This is a genomic window from Siphonobacter sp. BAB-5385 (assembly GCF_002261125.1).
GTDB lineage: Bacteria > Bacteroidota > Bacteroidia > Cytophagales > Spirosomataceae > Siphonobacter.
In genome coordinates, this window is record NZ_NMPS01000140.1 from 1 (window position 1) to 379 (window position 379).

1 protein-coding gene is annotated in these 379 nt (G+C 54.9%); it reads right to left on the reverse strand.

What is annotated here, in order from left to right; all coding sequences use genetic code 11:
• The coding region (locus tag BWI93_RS27815) for a hypothetical protein (protein WP_217902276.1) at positions 1-379 on the reverse strand (379 nt) is incomplete at both ends.

Here is a 379-nt window from a genome sequence, read left to right on the forward strand (position 1 = left end):
CTTCTTTCACGCCGGGATTGAGCGTGAGCAGGCTCTGGCCGATTACATCTCCGTACTGCTGCTCGCTACTCTGGTTGTTAAGGATCCAGACGAAATCAACGATTTCTCCGGCCTGATTGCGTACGGCCTTGAACACCTGAATCATTTCCAGCGTACTGTCCAGGGTGGCCTTGAGTAAAGCCCGGCTTTCCTCCAACTGCTGGGTTCGCTCGGCTACCTGCTGTTCAAGCCCTTGCTGATAGGTTTGCTGAGCCTGCTCTAAAGCTGCTTCGGCTTCTTTTTTGTCCTGAATATCAATATTGATGCCCAGCCATTTTCTGATGCTCCCGTCGGGGCTTAGGATGGGCGTCGCCCGCACGTTGGTCCACCGCCAGCCACC